Raw genomic sequence first — 14084 nt, forward strand, 5'->3', positions numbered from 1 at the left:
GAACAGCATTCATTCTGTTTCGCGAGGTGGTTCCCGCCTCGCTGGTTTTTCAGCTTTCTGGCGTCCTGCCAGTGAATAAGGAATCTCAGCATGAAGCGCGCGTCTCTCATAACTCTATTACTCCTCAGTTCGCTCGGCGCACTTAATTCGGCCCGCGCGATGGACTATCCGTTGCCGCCCGCAGGCAGCCGCCTGATTGGGCAAAATCAAACCTACACGATACAGGAAGGGGATAATAAGCTGCAGACCATCGCCCGCCGGTTTAATACCGCGGCGCAGGTGATCCTGGAAACGAACAATACCATTGCGCCGGTCAACCCTGCGCCGGGAACCGTCATTACCATCCCGTCGCAGATGCTGCTGCCGGACACGCCTCGCGAGGGGATTGTGGTGAACCTCGCTGAGCTGCGGCTCTACTACTTCCCGCCTGGAGAAAATATCGTTCAGGTCTTCCCGCTCGGCATCGGACAGCTGGGGCTGGAAACACCGGTCACGACCACGCGCGTAAGTCAGAAAATCCCGAATCCCACCTGGACACCCACGCCGGGCATCAGAGCACGCTCTCTGGAACAGGGAATTAAATTACCTCCGGTGGTGCCTGCCGGGCCAAATAACCCGCTGGGACGCTTCGCACTGCGTCTGGGCGTGGGCAATGGGGAATATCTTATCCACGGTACCAGCGCGCCGGACAGCGTTGGCCTGCGGGTCAGCTCCGGCTGTATGCGGATGAACGCCCCGGACATTAAGGCCCTGTTCGAACAGGTGCGGGTTGGCACGCGGGTACAGATTATCAATGAACCCGTGAAGTTCTCCGTGGAGCCGGATGGTAAACGCTATATTGAAGTCCATCGCCCGCTGGCCCAGGTTGAGGGAGAAAATCCGCAGGTCTCGCCTATTGCCCATTCCGCAGACTTTGCGACCTTTGTTTCTCAGGCGGGAAGCGATAAGGCGCTAATTGAGAAAGCCCTGTCACGTCGCGCCGGGATCCCGGTTATCGTGTCGTCAGGCAGCGGCCCGTCGGCCAGCAATAACGTGCTGTCCGTGCAGAACAGTCGGGTGTCCACTGCGGTAGCGGAAGATGAAGGGGAGAAGGTGACGCAGTAGCCGTTTGACGCAGGCAAAAAAAATGGCGCACAATGTGCGCCATTTTATTAACAGGTACTATTACTTACGGTATTTAGTAGCCTGGTTGTCCAGACGCTGGTTAGCGCGAGCTGCGTCGTCTTTAGCAGCCTGAACGTCGGAACGCATTGCGTTCACGTCGTTGCTCAGCTGGTCAACTTTAGCGTTCAGAGTCTGAACGTCAGAAGACAGCTGATCGATTTTAGCGTTGCTGGAGCAACCAGCCAGCAGAGTAGAACCCAGGATTACCGCGCCCAGTACCAGTTTAGTACGATTCATTATTAATACCCTCTAGATTGAGTTAATCTCCATGTAGCGTTACAAGTATTACACAAAGTTTTTTGGGTTGAGAATATTTTTTTGATGGGAATACACCTATTTTTGATCGTTCGCTCAAAGAAGCATCGAATCGGCCCTGTTCGGGCAAAAATCTAAGGAAAAAAAGGCATTTATCATCGGATTCATCTTAGATAATTGGCAATTAAATAGAGAAACCCGATTTGCAATTTGAATGACTTTGGCTAATGCCAGGAATAAAAAAAGCGCCCTGAGGGCGCTTTTTATCAAAATTAATTCGTTCGGGAATTATTACAGCACGTGAACAGAGGCGGTATTGGTGGTTCCGCTTGGTACCAGCGCGCCAGAAACCATGACCACAACGTCACCTTTCTGCGCCAGACCACGATCAACCAGCTCCAGAGCCACTTCTTTACCCAGACGGTAGAAATCATCCGTAGACGCGATCTCTTTCACCAGGTGAGGGATCACGCCTTTGCTCAGCACCAGCTGACGAGCCGTGGTTTCGTTGGTGGTCAGCGCCAGGATAGTTGCATCCGGGAAGTATTTACGCACCGCGCGAGCTGATTTACCGCCCTGGGTGGCAACCACGATCAGTGGTGCTTCCAGTTTCTCAGCCGTTTCTACTGCACCGCGGCAAACCGCTTCGGTGATGCGCAGCTTGCGGCTGTCGTTGTTGTAGTCCAGACGGCTTTTCATTACGCGGTCGGTACGTTCGCAGATGGTGGCCATGATGGACACCGCTTCCAGCGGATATTTACCTTTCGCGGATTCGCCGGACAGCATAACGGCATCAGTACCGTCGAGGATGGCGTTAGCCACGTCGCCTGCTTCTGCGCGGGTTGGGCGTGGGTTTTTGATCATAGAGTCCAGCATCTGCGTTGCGGTGATAACCACTTTACGCGCGCGAACACATTTCTCGATCATCATCTTCTGCGCGAAGATCACTTCTTCAACCGGGATTTCTACGCCCAGGTCGCCACGCGCAACCATGATGCCGTCAGACGCTTCGAGGATTTCGTCGAAGTTGTTCAGGCCTTCCTGGTTTTCAATTTTGGAGATGATCTGGATCTTCTCGCCGCCGTGGGCTTTCAGGTGCTCACGAATTTCAACCACGTCTGAGCGCTTACGGATGAAGGATGCCGCCACAAAGTCAACGCCTTGTTCGCAACCGAAGATCAGGTCCTGTTTGTCTTTTTCAGCCAGTGCTGGCAGTGCGATAGAGACGCCCGGCAGGTTAACGCCTTTGTTTTCGCCCAGGTCGCCGTTGTTCAGCACTTTACAGATAACCTTGTTACCTTCGATCGCGGTGACTTCCATACCGATCAGACCATCGTCTACCAGCACGGTGTTACCGACGGACAGGTCGTTGGTGAAGCCTTCATAGGTCACTGCAACGATTTCGCTGTTGCCGACAACGGATTTGTCGGTAGTGAAGGTGAAGGTCTGGCCCGCTTTCAGAGAGACGTCGTTACCGCCTTCCAGTTTGATGGTACGGATTTCTGGACCTTTGGTATCCAGCAGGATCGCAGCTTTTTTACCGGTCTTGCTCATCACGTTGCGCAAGTTCTGGATACGCTGGCCGTGTTCTGCGTAGTCACCGTGGGAGAAGTTCAGACGCATCACGTTCATGCCGGCGTCCAGCATTTTGGTCAGCATCTCTTCAGATTCGGTTTTCGGGCCGATAGTACAAACAATTTTCGTCTTTTTCATGACAGTCTTAGTCTTTAAGTTGGGAAGGATATGGAAATCTCGCTCCGGGGGCGCACCGCCGCGGAGTCAAACCTGTGTTGCAAAAGAGTATATGACACGCACTAAGGATAGGAGACATCAAATGAGCGTGCAGAAGAAAGTGTGCCTGAGTGACAGCCCAACGAAGGAGAGGAGAAGTTGTACGTTGTTTTTTGTATTCCAAGCGCTGAAACCATTCACCAGGGATTTGGCGCGCATTATACGCTGATTTTAAGATAAAAGGAAAATGGAAACGGTGTTTCAGAAATAATCTGTGCTGTTTCTCATAATATTGTTATCAAGGCGTTAAGCCATGATGACAACTTGTGGCGGCAGGTGATGGACCTGCCGCCATTTGCTTATTTCTGCAGCGCCTGGCTGAGGTCGGCAATCAGGTCTTTCGGATCTTCAATCCCGACTGACAGGCGGATCAGCTGCGGCACAATGCCGTTTGCCAGGCGTTGCTCCAGCGGAATGGAGGCGTGCGTCATGCTGTAAGGCTGGCTCACCAGACTTTCCACGCCGCCCAGGCTTTCTGCGAGGGTGAACAGCTTCAGGTTGCGAATCACCTCGGTGGCGCGTTGCGCATCGCCTTTTACCACGATGGAAATCATCCCGCCGGGCAGGGCCATCTGCGTGCGGGCAAGCTGATATTGTGGATGCGATTCCAGGCCGGGATAGAACACTTTTTCGACCAGAGGATGCTGATCCAGCCATTGCGCAATCGCCAGCGCGTTGGTGCTGTGCTTTTCTACCCTCAAAGCGAGCGTGCGAATACCGCGCAGCGTCAGGAAGCTGCTGAACGGATCCAGAACGCCGCCCACCGCGTTTTGCAAATAGCCCAGCCTATCCGCCAGTTCCCTGTTGTCCCCGACAATCGCCAGCCCGGCCACCACGTCAGAGTGGCCGTTCAGGTATTTGGTGGCGGAGTGCACCACGATATCGAAACCCGAGTCCAGCGGACGGTGGATCACCGGCGACGCGAAGGTGTTATCCGCCACGCTGATGACGTTATGACGGCGGGCGATCGCCGCAATGGCCGCCAGATCCGCCAGCTTCAGCAGCGGGTTGGTTGGCGTTTCGACCCAGACCATGCGGGTATCCGGGCGAATGGCGGCCTCCAGCCCGGCTAGGTCGTCCGGTTTAACCCAGCTCACCTGCAGACCGGTGCTGCGCTTGCGCACGTTTTCAATCAGGCGGTACGTCCCCCCGTAAACGTCATCAATGGCGACAATATGGCTGTCTTTATCCAGCAGTTCGAGCACCGTGGAGATGGCCGCCAGACCGGAGGCAAACGCGTAGCCGCGCGTGCCGCCTTCCAGTTTGGCGATGGCGGTTTCCAGCGCGTGGCGGGTGGGGTTGCCGCTGCGCGAATACTCATAGCCGGTATGCTCGCCGGGTGACGGTTGCGCAAACGTAGAGGTGGCGTAAATCGGCGGCATGACGGCGCCGTGCTGGTCGTTGAACTCGCCGCTGTGGACGCTCAGGGTAGCCAGGTTTTTCATCATCGATTCCTTTATTGCTGAAGACGGTTGCGCCAGGCGGTCAGAACGTCGCTGCGCGTAATCAGACCGAGAAAACGGTCGTTGTCATTAATCACGGCCACCAGACCGCGGTCGAAGATGGCGTTCAGTGCGCTTTCCGGGGCGTGTTTATCCAGAAACTCCACCTGGCGCGTCATGGCTGCCGTCACCGGAAGCGCGAAGCGATCGCCATCGCCGCCGATATGCCGCAGGAGATCCCACTCGTCGATAATGCCCACCACCTTGCCGTTCTCCAGCACCGGCAGCTGGGAGATGTCATACAGACGCATGCGTGCCAGGACGGTGGAAAGCGTGTCGTCCGGGGCTGCGGTGACGGTGGCGCCTTCATCGTGACGCAGGGCGATGTAGTCGGAGAGGTCGCCGGCCTGAGGACGCGTGATGAGCCCCTGCTGTCGCATCCAGTCGTCGTTGAACATCTTCGAGAGATACTTATTGCCGCTGTCGCAGGCGAAGGTCACCACGCGTTTCGGCGCGGTCTGCGCCTGGCAATACTTCAGCGCGGCCGCCAGCAGCGTGCCGCTGGAGGAGCCCGCCAGAATGCCTTCCGTTTTCAGCAGGTCGCGCGCGGTGGTGAAGGCCTCTCGGTCGGTGATGCGCCAGGCGCGATTCACCCCTTCGATGTGGGCCAGCGGCGGAATAAAGTCTTCGCCAATACCTTCAACCAGCCAGGAGCCCGCGTCGTGATAGCGTCCGGTTTCCACCTGGTCGGCCAGCACCGATCCGGCCGGGTCGGCCAGGACAAACTCCGTGTGCGGAGAATGCTCGGCGAACCACGCCTGCAGGCCGCCCAGCGTACCGCCCGAGCCGACGCCCACCACGATGGCGTCGATCCGCGCGTCAAGCTGCTCGTACAGTTCCGGTGCCGTGGTGGTGCGGTGCGCCAGCGGGTTGGCTTCGTTATTGAACTGGTCGATGTAAAACGCGCCGGGCAGCTCGTTGGCCAGGCGTTGGGCGTAATCCTGGTAATAGGCGGGGTGGCCCTTGTTGACGTCGGAGCGGGTCAGCACCACCTGGGCACCCAGCGCGCGCAGGTGGAAAATCTTCTCGCGGCTCATTTTGTCCGGCACCACCAGGATCAGCGAGTAGCCTTTCTGGGCAGCGATCAGGGCCAGGCCGAGACCGGTATTGCCCGCCGTGGCCTCAATTATCGTGCCGCCCGGCTGCAGCTGGCCGGTACGCTCCGCTTCGTTAATCATCGACAGCGCAACGCGATCTTTAATAGAGCCGCCCGGATTCTGGTTTTCCAGCTTCAGGAACAGCGAGCAGGGGCCGGTATCAAGCTTGTGCAGCTGGATAAGCGGGGTGCGGCCAATCAGTTCGGTGACGGAGTGGTAAATCGTCATGATGTTTTCCTTTCTGGATGTCATGACGGGATGATAGAGCGGCGAAATTTTCGCAATAAAGAACCATTCACTGCCGTTTAGAACTGAAAAGAATATAAATGCGGTTTTCGGATGTCAGGACAGCAAGACGTAAAGTTGTCTGGATGTGGGGATGGCTATATCGTGATAAAATGCTGCAAAAATGACCATTTTTCGCGGACATCACCCAGCAGATATGCATCCGGCAGATAATCATTGCTGAAATTGGTCTAAATGCTTCCCACCCGGTAAATCCGCTGGTTATTTCCGAAAGTTATAACACATTCTTTTTTGTTCATTTGAAAGCTGATAACGCCTGTTTACTATCGTTTGGACATCCATACTGCTAAACAGCCATGCGCGAAACGGATAATGAATAAGAATGATCGTACTCAGGAATATTTCGAAGGTTTTTGACAACGGAAAGGTCGCGCTGACTGCCGTTGATAACGTCAATTTGACGATAGCACAGGGACAGATATACGGAATTATTGGCTACAGCGGGGCCGGGAAAAGCACGCTGATTCGCCTGCTGAACGGTCTGGAAAAACCCAGCGCCGGAAGCGTCACCATTAACGGGCAGGATATCTCTGCGGCAAAGGGTGAAGCGCTGCGCCAGGCGCGCCTGAAAATCAGCATGGTGTTCCAGCACTTCAACCTGCTGTGGTCGCGCACGGTGAGCGAGAATATCGCTTTCTCAATGCAAATCGCCGGGGTGCCAAAAGCCAGCATCAAGGCGCGCGTCGCCGAGCTGGTGGAGCTGGTCGGCCTGAAGGGGCGCGAGAATGCGTACCCGTCCCAGCTGAGCGGCGGGCAAAAGCAGCGCGTGGGCATTGCACGTGCTTTGGCTAACAACCCTGACGTGCTGCTCTGCGATGAAGCCACCTCCGCGCTCGATCCGCAGACCACCGATCAGATCCTCGATCTGCTGCTGGACATTAACCGTCGGTTCAAACTGACCATCGTGCTGATCACCCACGAGATGCACGTGGTGCGCAAAATCTGCGACCGCGTGGCGGTGATGGAGAACGGTAAAGTGGTGGAAGAGGGCGACGTGCTGAGCGTCTTTACTCATCCGCAGCAGCCGATTACGCAGCAGTTTGTCCGTCAGGTGAGCCAGTATGCCGAGGAGGAAAACTTCAACACCGAACTGGCAAACGATCTGGAAGGCACGGTCATCAGGCTGACCTTTACCGGGCACAGCACCCATAAGCCGATCGTGGGTGAATTGACCCTACGCTACGGCCTGCCGTTTAACATCCTGCACGGGAAAATGACGCAAACCGCCCACGGCGTGTTTGGTCAGCTCTGGGTCCATGTCGTGGCATCCGATGAACAACTGAACAATATCCTCGCCGACCTGCAGCACAGCGATATTGAAGGCGAGGTAATTAAACATGGCTGAGAATCTCTTTCCGCATCTCAAGTGGGATCAGCTCTGGGCGGCGACGCTGGAGACGCTGTACATGACCGCGCTGTCCGGCGTGGCGACGTTTGTGCTGGGCATCGTGCTGGGGCTGGCGCTGTTTTTAACCGCGCGCGGCGGGCTGTTCCACAACCGCACGGTTTACAGCGTGATTTCGATTGTCGTGAACGTGTTCCGCTCGATTCCGTTCATCATTCTGATTGTCCTGCTGATCCCGTTCACCAAGACCGTCGTTGGCACCATTCTTGGTGCCAACGCGGCGCTGCCGGCGCTGATTGTGGGCGCGGCACCGTTCTACGCACGCCTGGTGGAAATCGCCCTGCGTGAAGTGGATAAAGGCGTCATCGAAGCAACGCGCTCGATGGGCGCACGACTGAGCACGCTCGTGTTTCGGGTTTTACTGCCGGAATCATCACCCGCACTGGTATCGGGTATTACGGTGACGCTCATTGCGCTGGTGAGCTACAGCGCAATGGCGGGGGTGATTGGCGCCGGTGGTTTGGGAAATCTGGCTTATCTGGAAGGATTCCAGCGCAACCATGGTGACGTCACGCTGGTGGCAACGGTGACCATTCTGATCATCGTTTTCATTATCCAGTTCTGCGGCGATGTCATTACTTCACTGTTAGATAAACGCTAATACCCGTCATATTTCGAGCCTCAGGCGCGTTGGCTGCATTCGTTCACCCCAGTCACTTACTGTATGTAAGCTCCTGGGGATTCGCTCACTTGCCGCCTTCCTGTGACTCGAACTATTTAGGGTAACAACAACACACAGGAACCACATCATGAAAAAAACACTGACACTGATCGCCGCCGCAACCCTGAGCGCCCTGAGCTTCGCCTCCTGGGCCGATACCCTGACCGTGGGCGCATCCAATACGCCGCACGCCGAAATTCTGGAGCAGGCTAAGCCGATTCTGGCGAAGCAGGGTATCGACCTGGAGATTAAGCCGTTCCAGGACTACATTCTGCCGAACACCGCGCTGGCGGGTCATGACATCGACGCGAACTATTTCCAGCACATTCCTTACCTGAACAGCGTGCTGAAGGATCATGCGGGCGATAAAGACTACGATTTCGTCAGTGCGGGCGCGATCCACATTGAGCCAATCGGCATCTACTCCAAAAAATACAAGTCGCTGAAAGACCTGCCGGAAGGTGGCACGATCATCATGCGTGACGCGGTTTCTGAAGAGGGGCGTATTCTCTCCATCTTCGAGAAAGAGGGCGTGATCAAGCTGAAGCCGGGCATCGACAAAGTGACCGCGCGCATCAGCGACATCGTTGAGAACCCGAAAAAGCTGAAGTTCACGCCGAACGTGGAAGCCTCTCTGCTGCCGCAGATGTACAACAACGACGAAGGCGCTGCGGTGGTGATCAACGCCAACTACGCGATTGATGCAGGTCTGGACCCGGTTCACGACCCGATTGCGGTAGAGAGCGGTGAAAACAACCCGTACGCCAACATCATTACCGTGCATCGCGGTGACGAGAAGAAGAAAGATATCGTAGCGCTGGTGAACGTCCTGCACTCGAAAGAGATTCAGGACTGGATCCGCACCAAGTACAAAGGCGCGGTCATCCCAGTAAACAACTAATGTACTGATTTTACAGATGAAGCCCGGCGAGTCTCTCGCCGGGCTTCTTTTTTGTATCCGGCAGGAGAATCATTTAAGCTCAACGTTTAAAAGGCAATGGAGTGATGACGATGGGTAACGTGACCAAAGATGAAGCGCTGTACCAGGAGATGTGCCGGGTGGTCGGGAAGGTGGTGCTTGAGATGCGTGATTTAGGGCAGGAGCCAAAGCATATTGTCATTGCCGGAGTCCTGCGTACCGCGCTGGCGAACCAGCGCGTTAAACGCAGTGAACTGACAACCGAAGCGATGGAAACGGTGGTTAAAGCGCTGGCCGGGTAATGCGCCAGCGTTTCGCAAGCTGCTCGAGCGAGCAGCAGAGCAGGTAGTAGACCACGCCCGTAAAGATAAAAATGGCCGCCGGGTAGATTTGCACCCGGTTATTGACCTGTCCCGCCACCGTGGTCAGCTCCGGTACGTTCACGATAAACGCCAGCGACGTATCCTTCAGCAGGCTGATAAAAATCCCCACCAGCGACGGCAGAATATTCCTCAGCGCCTGCGGCAGCAGCACGCGCCACAGGGTTTGCCGCGTGCTGAATCCCTGTGACAGTGCGGCCTCATATTGTCCGGACGGTAGCGCGCTCAGCCCGGCCAGGACCGAGTGCATCACGGCGGCCGCGGTAAACCAGGCCAGCGCCAGCGTGACGGTCAGCGCTCCCGGCAGATCGCCTCCGGTGATAAGCGGCAGGAGATACCACATCCAGAAAATCACGAAGATGAGCGGGATACCGCGAATCAGCTCTGCCCATAAAAACAGGGCCTTTCGCACGAGCCCGGTAAAGCGCCAGGCCAGACACGCGAGCACTATCCCACCGGGCAGAGCGATGACGGCGGCCCCGGCAGCCATCATTAACGACAGCAGTACGCCCCCCGGTTCACCCGTTGCCGCGCGTCCCCACAGCAGATAGTCGAGGTTATCGGTGATGACGTTAAGTCCGGCAATCATGTTTTTCACTCCCTGCGATGACGACGTTCGGGCGTTTACGTTTCGCCTGCGGCCCAAGGCGTACCAGCACCATCCCCATTACCAGGCCGGTCAGCAGATAGAGCGCGGTTCCGAGGGTAAATGCCTCCAGCGCGTGCGCGTTATAGCTCTCGATCTGCCTGACCTGATAGGTCAGCTCGGCAAAGCCAATCCCGCTCGCGAGCGAGGAGAGCTTCATCAGATTGAGAAACTGACCTACAACCGGCTGCCAGGCGTTGGCCAGGCCCTGCGGCAGAAGGATGTAACGAAACAGACGCCACGCGGAGAATCCCTGCGCGAGCGCCGCCTCCCGCTGTCCGGCAGGCACGGAACGTAAGCCCGACTCCACCTCTTCGATTAGAAACGCCGAGGTAAAGACGCCCAACCCCCAGGCAGTACATAAAAATTCGGGCGTAAACCACCAGACGTCGCCGGGCAGAATTGACCAGCTGTGATCCGCGTTCACCGTGTCGCGAAACGCCTGCGGTAATCCGTTCCAGGCGGCAAAATACCAGAACAGCAGCTGCACCAGCAGCGGCGTATTGCGAAACAGCGACACCCAGCTGCTGACGACCGCATTCCCGGGGCGGCCGCCGGAAAGGCGCAGGAGCATAAAGAGCAATGCGAGCAGGCTGGCCAGCAGCATCCCGGCAAGCGTTACCCACAGGGTGGTGAGAAATCCGGAGAATATCCACTGCAGAGGCTGTCCGGTCAGTACCCCCTGCCAGTCGAGCGCGGGCATTACAGATGCTCCTGATGCAGCGGGTTGAGCACCTTTTGCAGGAAACGCTGCGCGCGCGGATGCGACGGCTGGCTGAAAAACTGTGCCGGCGGCGCGGTTTCCAGAATTTGCCCGCCGTCGATAAAGACAATCCGGTCGGCGATTTCTCGCGCAAACTGCATCTCGTGGGTCACCACGATCATCGTGATCCCGCTGTGGGCGAGGGCTTTCATCACAAACAGCACTTCACCAATCATCTCCGGATCCAGCGCGGAGGTGGGTTCATCGAACAGAATGATTTGCGGTGAAGAGGCCAGGGCGCGGGCAATCGCCACGCGCTGCTGCTGTCCACCGGAAAGCTCTGCCGGGAAATGGTGGGCTTTTTCCAGCATCCCGACCTTCTCCAGCAGGGCCAGCGCGCGCTCCCGGGCAGGCTGCGGCTTCCAGCCGTGAACGTGCTCCAGCGCCAGGGTGATGTTCTGGCTGGCGGTGAGGTGGGCGTAAAGATTGAACTGCTGGAACACAAACCCCACGCGGCTTCGCAGCTGACGCAGCCCGGTACCGGAGAGCTTTGCGGTAGGCTTGTTGTCGACCAGAATCTCTCCGCCGCTCAGGGTTTCAAGCTGGCTGATGAGACGGATCAGGGTGGATTTACCGGAACCCGACGGGCCGAGGATGGCGACCACTTCACCGGGCGTGATGGTGAGGTTAATGTCGTTTAAAACCTGATGGTCACCGTAGCGTTTGTCCACATGACGAAACTCGACGCTGGCCTGTTCCAGATGTGAAAAATCCGCGGCACCGGCCGCGGAGTGTGAAAATAAACCTGAGAGCATAATTATCTGGCTTCTATTTTAAAGGCGCGAGGCTGTGGGGCTGGGGTGCCTGGACCAAACCAGACGTCGTAGATTTTTGCCGCCTGGCCGTTCTTCTCGAGATTAACCAGCTCGTCGTTAACGGCCTTCAGCAGCGCCTTTTCACCTTTCTTCACCCCAACGCCAATCTCTTCTTTACTGAGCAGATCGGGCAGGATTTTGAAGTTCGCTTTATCCGGCGCCTGCGCCAGCAGACCGGCCAGAATGGTGCTGTCCTGGGTGATGGCCTGCACGTTGCCGTTGCGCAGTGCCGTCAGCGCCAGCGGAATATCGTCATACGAGAGCACGCGGGACTGCGGGAAACGCTGGTGCAGCGCCTGCTCGCCCGTCGTTCCTTTGACCGCGCCAATACGCGCCCGGCTGTAGTCATCAAGCTTGTCCGGTGATTTAGCCGGCACCAGGAACTGCTGGCCGGTGACAAAGTAAGGCGTCGAGAAATCAATCACCTGCGCGCGTTCCGGGGTGATGGTGATATCCGCCACGATAAGGTCGGCTTTGCCGGACTGCAGCAGCGGAATGCGGTTGGCCGGATTGGTGGCAACCAGTTCAAGCTTTACGCCGAGCGATTTTGCCAGCGCTTTGGCGAAGTCCACGTCATAACCCACGATCTCGTGCGTTTTGGCATCAACAGAGCCAAACGGCGGGTTGGCGTCAAACGTGGCCACTTTCACCACCCCTGCGGCCTTAATATCCGCCAGCTGATCCGCCTGTGCCTGCGCTGAAAGCAGGTTCCCCGCCGCCAGTAAGCCCAGAACCAGTGTCCGTTTTGTAAACCCTTTCATGTTTGCTGCCATAGTCATTCGCCATCCCGTTGTTTTTGTTTTACCCCGCTACGCTCCCATAAGCGAAAGCTATCGCCAAATAAGAAATCGTTCTTTGCTATGAGCAAAAAAGCATTAGTGAACAAGGTGTTAATGAAGAGTGAAACGAACGGGATGCTATTTGCAGATCCTGCACATCGACAGTGGATTTTGGTATTTCCCCCGCGCGGCATTTGAGTGCTTAACTGAGATCAGACACGGCGAGAGAGGGTAAGACGATGAAAAAATGGATCAGCACGTTACGGCGGTTTTTTGCGGCCCGACCAGTGAATGCGGAGAACAGCGCGCAACGTGTTCTTGAGTCAATCCTGCCTGTCGCCAGCCTGTATGGCGTAGACGTTGCCAACATTGACCCGGAGTGGTTCCATGATAAAACGTCACGCTGAACTGCGCCGCACGCGCGAAACGTACTGGAACGAAGTGTGCGTGACGTTTAACGAGTGAAATAAAAAAGCACCGGTTTCCCGGTGCTTTTTTATTAGATTTTGCAGGCGTCGCCGCAGTCGTCGTCGGCGACAATCGCCTGCGCTTTTTTGTCTGCATCGTCCAGACGTTCCGCATTACGCTCTTCGGCTTCATCCAGACCGTTAAAGACTAAGTTATCGAGATCAATTTCCATGTGGCACCTGCTCTGTTCAGTTTTTGATACTGGCACAGTATAGGGCAAAAAAAGCCAGCAATGTACCTCGCAGCACATAAGGATAATCCCTGCCATACTCAGTGCTTGATCGCTGAGGAGAGCACATGATTACACTCTGTGAAACCTGTGGAACCGCCTACGATACGCAGCCGGACAGTTGCCCAATTTGCGAGGATGAACGCCAGTACGTGCCCGCCACGGGCCAGGCATGGACCGATTTCGACACCGTCACCGCCACCCATAGCAACAAATGGCAGCTACTGGAGCCGCGGCTGTTTGGGATCAAAACGGTGCCTGCGTTTGCGATCAACCAGCGGGCGCTATTCCTGCAAACGCCTTACGGCAATATCCTCTGGGACTGCATCGCCAACCTCGACCCCGCAACCAAAACGCTCATTACCGCCCTGGGCGGCATCAGCGCAATTGCGATTTCACATCCGCACTATTACACCACGATGCAGGAATGGGCCGCGGCGTTTGATGCGCCGGTGTACCTGCACGCCAGCGACAGAGAGTGGGTCATGCGCGACAGCCCGGCCATTCATTTCTGGGAGGGGGATGCGCTGGAGATTTTCCCGTCAGTCACCCTGCTGCGTCTGGGCGGGCATTTTGCCGGTGGAACGGTGCTGCACTGGCAGGAGGGGGACGGAATATTGCTGGTGGGCGATATTCTGCAGGTCACGCCGGGTAAAGACGCCGTCTCGTTTATGTGGAGCTATCCGAATTATCTTCCGCTGCCGGCCCGCACCGTGGCGTCGGTGGTGAATCATCTCGAAGGCAAAACCTTTGAACGTCTGTACGGCGCGTTCGAAGGGCAGAACATCCAGGCCAGTGCGGACGAGATTGTTCAGCGGTCGGGCCAGAAATATATTGCTTGTCTGAAGTAAACCACGATGGGTAAACTTTACGAGTGTGATCGCGATCATACCTAAACTAAAAC

17 protein-coding genes are annotated in these 14084 nt (G+C 56.4%); 7 read left to right on the forward strand and 10 right to left on the reverse strand.

What is annotated here, in order from left to right:
* The first annotated feature begins 90 nt into the window (after nt 1-90).
* Nucleotides 91-1104 (forward strand): L,D-transpeptidase LdtE, encoded by a 1014-nt coding sequence (gene ldtE / locus F0320_RS08885; protein ID WP_126328336.1) that lies wholly within the window; start codon nt 91-93, stop codon nt 1102-1104.
* A 60-nt stretch (nt 1105-1164) separates the two neighbouring features.
* On the opposite strand, the gene lpp is transcribed toward ldtE, so the two are convergent.
* The 5 genes from lpp to F0320_RS08905 all read right to left on the reverse strand — a co-directional run bounded on the left by lpp (nt 1165) and on the right by F0320_RS08905 (nt 6037).
* Nucleotides 1165-1401 carry a murein lipoprotein Lpp gene (lpp, locus tag F0320_RS08890; protein WP_001082307.1) on the reverse strand — a complete coding sequence of 79 codons (237 nt, stop codon included), beginning with the start codon at nt 1399-1401 and terminating at the stop codon, nt 1165-1167.
* A 309-nt stretch (nt 1402-1710) separates the two neighbouring features.
* On the reverse strand, nt 1711-3132 hold the full coding sequence (gene pykF, locus F0320_RS08895; RefSeq protein WP_029739779.1) for a pyruvate kinase PykF: 1422 nt from the start codon (nt 3130-3132) through the stop codon (nt 1711-1713).
* A gap of 7 nt (nt 3133-3139) precedes the next feature.
* Entirely contained in the window at nt 3140-3334 is a 195-nt protein-coding gene (locus F0320_RS21785; protein WP_418721936.1) for a hypothetical protein, read from the reverse strand.
* Between the two features lie 175 nt (nt 3335-3509).
* Nucleotides 3510-4655 (reverse strand): trans-sulfuration enzyme family protein, encoded by a 1146-nt coding sequence (locus F0320_RS08900; RefSeq protein WP_126328790.1) that lies wholly within the window; start codon nt 4653-4655, stop codon nt 3510-3512.
* Nucleotides 4656-4666: 11 nt separating this feature from the next.
* A complete protein-coding gene (locus F0320_RS08905; protein WP_126328337.1) occupies nt 4667-6037 on the reverse strand; it encodes a pyridoxal-phosphate dependent enzyme in 1371 nt (456 codons plus the stop codon).
* Nucleotides 6038-6437: 400 nt separating this feature from the next.
* On the opposite strand from F0320_RS08905, the gene F0320_RS08910 reads away from it, so the two are divergent.
* The 4 genes from F0320_RS08910 to fumD all read left to right on the forward strand — a co-directional run bounded on the left by F0320_RS08910 (nt 6438) and on the right by fumD (nt 9402).
* The gene (locus tag F0320_RS08910; protein ID WP_126328338.1) at nt 6438-7460 is read left to right on the forward strand and encodes a methionine ABC transporter ATP-binding protein; all 1023 of its coding nucleotides are present in this window, start codon (nt 6438-6440) and stop codon (nt 7458-7460) included.
* Entirely contained in the window at nt 7453-8121 is a 669-nt protein-coding gene (locus F0320_RS08915; RefSeq protein ID WP_008500617.1) for a methionine ABC transporter permease, read from the forward strand. Before F0320_RS08910 ends, F0320_RS08915 begins: the two co-directional genes overlap by 8 nt.
* A 148-nt stretch (nt 8122-8269) precedes the next feature.
* Complete coding sequence (locus F0320_RS08920) at nt 8270-9082, forward strand: MetQ/NlpA family ABC transporter substrate-binding protein (RefSeq protein ID WP_047651405.1); 813 nt, start codon at nt 8270-8272, stop codon at nt 9080-9082.
* Between the two features lie 110 nt (nt 9083-9192).
* Nucleotides 9193-9402 carry a fumarate hydratase FumD gene (gene fumD / locus F0320_RS08925; RefSeq protein WP_008500615.1) on the forward strand — a complete coding sequence of 70 codons (210 nt, stop codon included), beginning with the start codon at nt 9193-9195 and terminating at the stop codon, nt 9400-9402.
* Here the strand turns inward: fumD and F0320_RS08930 are convergent.
* Genes F0320_RS08930 through F0320_RS08945 form a run of 4 tightly spaced genes read right to left on the reverse strand, consistent with a single transcriptional unit; the run spans nt 9383 to nt 12477 of the window.
* On the reverse strand, nt 9383-10069 hold the full coding sequence (locus tag F0320_RS08930; protein ID WP_126328339.1) for an amino acid ABC transporter permease: 687 nt from the start codon (nt 10067-10069) through the stop codon (nt 9383-9385). The two genes, fumD and F0320_RS08930, sit on opposite strands and share 20 nt — an antisense overlap.
* Nucleotides 10053-10829: an amino acid ABC transporter permease gene (locus F0320_RS08935; protein WP_126328340.1), complete on the reverse strand. Its 777-nt coding sequence runs from the start codon at nt 10827-10829 to the stop codon at nt 10053-10055. Before F0320_RS08935 ends, F0320_RS08930 begins: the two co-directional genes overlap by 17 nt.
* On the reverse strand, nt 10829-11644 hold the full coding sequence (locus F0320_RS08940) for an amino acid ABC transporter ATP-binding protein (protein ID WP_126328341.1): 816 nt from the start codon (nt 11642-11644) through the stop codon (nt 10829-10831). Before F0320_RS08940 ends, F0320_RS08935 begins: the two co-directional genes overlap by 1 nt.
* A 2-nt stretch (nt 11645-11646) precedes the next feature.
* On the reverse strand, nt 11647-12477 hold the full coding sequence (locus F0320_RS08945) for an ABC transporter substrate-binding protein (protein WP_188032845.1): 831 nt from the start codon (nt 12475-12477) through the stop codon (nt 11647-11649).
* 245 nt (nt 12478-12722) lie between these two features.
* Here F0320_RS08945 and F0320_RS08950 point away from each other — a divergent pair, with 245 nt between their 5' ends.
* The gene (locus F0320_RS08950; RefSeq protein ID WP_185807230.1) at nt 12723-12890 is read left to right on the forward strand and encodes a hypothetical protein; all 168 of its coding nucleotides are present in this window, start codon (nt 12723-12725) and stop codon (nt 12888-12890) included.
* Nucleotides 12891-12982: 92 nt separating this feature from the next.
* Here the strand turns inward: F0320_RS08950 and F0320_RS08955 are convergent, their stop codons facing one another.
* Nucleotides 12983-13123, reverse strand: a complete 141-nt coding sequence (locus F0320_RS08955; RefSeq protein WP_003857665.1) for a hypothetical protein — start codon at nt 13121-13123, stop codon at nt 12983-12985.
* 125 nt (nt 13124-13248) lie between these two features.
* Here F0320_RS08955 and F0320_RS08960 point away from each other — a divergent pair, with 125 nt between their 5' ends.
* Nucleotides 13249-14031 carry an MBL fold metallo-hydrolase gene (locus tag F0320_RS08960; protein ID WP_126328342.1) on the forward strand — a complete coding sequence of 261 codons (783 nt, stop codon included), beginning with the start codon at nt 13249-13251 and terminating at the stop codon, nt 14029-14031.
* Nucleotides 14032-14084: the final 53 nt, after the last annotated feature.

The organism is Enterobacter dykesii, assembly GCF_008364625.2.
Taxonomy (GTDB): Bacteria; Pseudomonadota; Gammaproteobacteria; order Enterobacterales; family Enterobacteriaceae; genus Enterobacter; species Enterobacter dykesii.

Coding starts and splice junctions, on each gene's coding strand:
- F0320_RS08905 (WP_126328337.1), bottom strand. CDS start 6,037: ATGACGATTTACCACTCCGTCACCGAACTGATTGGCCGCACCCCGCTT.
- F0320_RS08940 (WP_126328341.1), bottom strand. CDS start 11,644: ATGCTCTCAGGTTTATTTTCACACTCCGCGGCCGGTGCCGCGGATTTT.
- F0320_RS08930 (WP_126328339.1), bottom strand. CDS start 10,069: ATGATTGCCGGACTTAACGTCATCACCGATAACCTCGACTATCTGCTG.
- F0320_RS08910 (WP_126328338.1), top strand. CDS start 6,438: ATGATCGTACTCAGGAATATTTCGAAGGTTTTTGACAACGGAAAGGTC.
- F0320_RS08915 (WP_008500617.1), top strand. CDS start 7,453: ATGGCTGAGAATCTCTTTCCGCATCTCAAGTGGGATCAGCTCTGGGCG.
- F0320_RS08945 (WP_188032845.1), bottom strand. CDS start 12,477: ATGGCAGCAAACATGAAAGGGTTTACAAAACGGACACTGGTTCTGGGC.
- F0320_RS08935 (WP_126328340.1), bottom strand. CDS start 10,829: ATGCCCGCGCTCGACTGGCAGGGGGTACTGACCGGACAGCCTCTGCAG.
- ldtE (WP_126328336.1), top strand. CDS start 91: ATGAAGCGCGCGTCTCTCATAACTCTATTACTCCTCAGTTCGCTCGGC.
- pykF (WP_029739779.1), bottom strand. CDS start 3,132: ATGAAAAAGACGAAAATTGTTTGTACTATCGGCCCGAAAACCGAATCT.
- fumD (WP_008500615.1), top strand. CDS start 9,193: ATGGGTAACGTGACCAAAGATGAAGCGCTGTACCAGGAGATGTGCCGG.
- F0320_RS08950 (WP_185807230.1), top strand. CDS start 12,723: ATGAAAAAATGGATCAGCACGTTACGGCGGTTTTTTGCGGCCCGACCA.
- F0320_RS08920 (WP_047651405.1), top strand. CDS start 8,270: ATGAAAAAAACACTGACACTGATCGCCGCCGCAACCCTGAGCGCCCTG.
- lpp (WP_001082307.1), bottom strand. CDS start 1,401: ATGAATCGTACTAAACTGGTACTGGGCGCGGTAATCCTGGGTTCTACT.
- F0320_RS08900 (WP_126328790.1), bottom strand. CDS start 4,655: ATGAAAAACCTGGCTACCCTGAGCGTCCACAGCGGCGAGTTCAACGAC.
- F0320_RS08960 (WP_126328342.1), top strand. CDS start 13,249: ATGATTACACTCTGTGAAACCTGTGGAACCGCCTACGATACGCAGCCG.
- F0320_RS08955 (WP_003857665.1), bottom strand. CDS start 13,123: ATGGAAATTGATCTCGATAACTTAGTCTTTAACGGTCTGGATGAAGCC.